Origin of the sequence: Marinifilum sp. D714 (assembly GCF_030851345.1) — a bacterium.
GTDB lineage: Bacteria > Bacteroidota > Bacteroidia > Bacteroidales > Marinifilaceae > Marinifilum.
Genome location: NZ_JALPNU010000051.1, coordinates 1 through 2,561, shown reverse-complemented (window position 1 = coordinate 2,561; position 2,561 = coordinate 1). Strand labels below are relative to the sequence as shown.

The following is a 2,561-nucleotide window of genomic DNA, read 5'->3' as shown; positions in this document are numbered from 1 at the left end:
TGGATAAATCGCTCGAACTTATGCCACTCATATCGGAGCAAAGTGTGCCACTGATTTCGGTCTAAGTTGTGCCACTTTTTGTAGATAGTATATCGGAGCAAGTTGTGCCACTTTCGATTAAAAAAAGAATGATTTCTATCTTGTCTGTGTACCTATACACAGAGATTTATGGCTGCAAAAAGGATAGATATCATGGATATACAACAATTAATCCAACTAAAACTCAGGGGTGAAAGCAATCGCTCCTGTTCGGATATTTTAGCGATTCATCGCAATACAGTTAACTACTATGTTCGCCAATTAAAAGCTAGCGGTCTTCAGTTCTCAGAACTGCTGGAGCTAAGCGATGTTGAGCTAATGGAGCTTTTTCCAACCCGTAACACAACAGATGCCAACCGATACAAAGAGTTATCTGCTTATTTTCCATACTTTAAAAAGCAAATGTTATTGCCGGGTTGTACTCGGGAAGCACTTTGGCGAGAGTATCTTCAAAAACACCCTGAAGGATATGGATATACCCAATTTAACGAACATTTGAATAACTGGCTTAGCAAAGCCAAAATCAGCGGAAAACTCAACCACAAAGCGGGTGAAAAAGTATTTGTAGATTATTGTGGCAAAAAGCTTCAAATTGTTGACAAAGCAAGCGGAGAACTTCGGGATGTAGAGGTTTTTGTTGGGATCCTACCTTGCAGTGGCTATACCTTTGTAGAAGCAAGTTACTCTCAAAAAAGAGAAGATTTTATTAGCTCAATGAATAACTGCCTGCAATATTTTGGAGGTAGTCCAAAAGCTATAGTTACGGACAATTTAAAATCGGCAGTAAGCAAAGCCAGCAAGTATGAGGCTGTTTTAAACAAGAGTTTAAAAGCTTTGGCACTTCATTATAACTGTGTAATTAACCCAACCCGTACCTATTCCCCTCAGGATAAGGCTTTGGTTGAAGGAGCTGTAAAACTGGTTTATCAGCGTATTTATTATCCATTACGCAATATGATTTTCTTTAGTCTGGAAGATCTTAATGTGCAACTTAAAACAGAGCTTGAGAAGTACAATGACTACCTAATGAAGACTTATCAGGCAAGCAGGAAAAAGTTGTTTTTGGATCAAGAACAGGTTTATTTGCAAGATTTACCATCAGAACCTTACAGGATAAGACATTACAAACGAGCGAGGGTGCAAAAGATGGGGTATGTATACTTGTCTGATAACAAAAACTATTACAGTGTACCTTATCGGTATATCGGTAAAATGGTAGAACTCCAATACAACTCACAGGTAGTTGAGATTTATTATCAGGGAGAGAGAATATCTGCTCACAAGCGCAGTCAGAAAGCCGGATATTACAGTACCATAAAAGAACATCTAAGCAGTTCTCATCAGTTCTACAGTGAGTGGAGTCCGCAGTATTTTCAAAAATTGTCAGCCGATATTGGTCCCGGTACAAGTAATTATATCGGTAAGCTAATAGAACAACAGGATTATCCGGAATTGGGTTACAAACAGGCTTTGGGCATTATCGCCTTAAAAAAGGCATTTAGCCGATCCAGAATAGAAACTGCCTGTAATATGGCATTATCTCATGACAGATACTCTTATCGAACCGTGAAGCGAATACTGGAAAACAATATGGATAAGGCTCTTCAAACTCAGTTACAGGAAACATCGATTCCGATACATATAAATATCAGAGGTCCCAAAGCTTATTGCTAACACATAAAAAATGAAAATAGATGAATAATCAGACTACCATTGAAAAAATGAAACAAATGAGACTTTCGGCTATGGCTGAGACTTATCACAACTCATTACAAAACAACATTCATAAAGATTACACCTTGGATCAGTATATTGCATTACTGGTTGATCAGGAATGGGAACACCGACATAACAAACGGATTAAAAACCTGATTTCTTCTGCAGGTTTTAGACAGTCAGCTTCCATTCAGGATATTGATTACACAGTCAATCGTTCTTTGGACAAAACTGTGTTTGAAAGAATGGCACAGATGGATTTTATTAAAAGTAAGGAGAATATAATTATTACCGGTGCTACGGGAACTGGTAAAAGTTACCTCGCTCAGGCATTAGGTCACAACGCTTGTTTGTTACAACACAAAACCATGTATTTTAATTTTGCTCGATTAACAGATCAGATTAAGCTGGCAAAACTGGAAGGAACTTATCTAAAACTAATGAAGAAGATAGAAAAAACGGATTTGCTCATACTTGATGATTTTGGCTTAACTAGTTTTGATGAGCAAATCAGAAATGCTCTAATGGATATTGTAGAAATGAAATACGATAAATCATCTATGATAATAGCTGCACAAATCCCTGTAAAGTGCTGGCATGAAACAATCGGAGAAGGAACAATTGCTGATGCAATTTTAGATCGCCTGGTGCACTCCTCACATCGTATTGAACTGACTGGGCAATCAATGAGAAAAAATAAGATGGAGAAAACTCAAAAGATTTAATAATTTTAGCCTAGAAAACATTCTTTTTTTTAGTGGCACAACATAACCGAAATAGATGGCACAATTACACCGAAATATCCA

The 2,561-nt window shown here is 37.3% G+C and carries 2 protein-coding genes; both read left to right on the top strand.

Annotated features, from left to right (window positions below):
• The first annotated feature begins 192 nt into the window (after nt 1-192).
• Nucleotides 193-1,713: an IS21 family transposase gene (gene istA / locus M0051_RS19470; RefSeq protein WP_306743240.1), complete on the top strand. Its 1,521-nt coding sequence runs from the start codon at nt 193-195 to the stop codon at nt 1,711-1,713.
• 20 nt (nt 1,714-1,733) lie between these two features.
• Complete coding sequence (gene istB, locus M0051_RS19465; RefSeq protein ID WP_306743239.1) at nt 1,734-2,480, top strand: IS21-like element helper ATPase IstB; 747 nt, start codon at nt 1,734-1,736, stop codon at nt 2,478-2,480.
• The last annotated feature ends 81 nt before the right edge of the window (nt 2,481-2,561 follow it).

Bases quoted from the DNA above. Each gene is read 5' to 3' on its own strand.
- istA (WP_306743240.1), top strand. From the start codon at position 193: ATGGATATACAACAATTAATCCAACTAAAACTCAGGGGTGAAAGCAAT.
- istB (WP_306743239.1), top strand. From the start codon at position 1,734: ATGAATAATCAGACTACCATTGAAAAAATGAAACAAATGAGACTTTCG.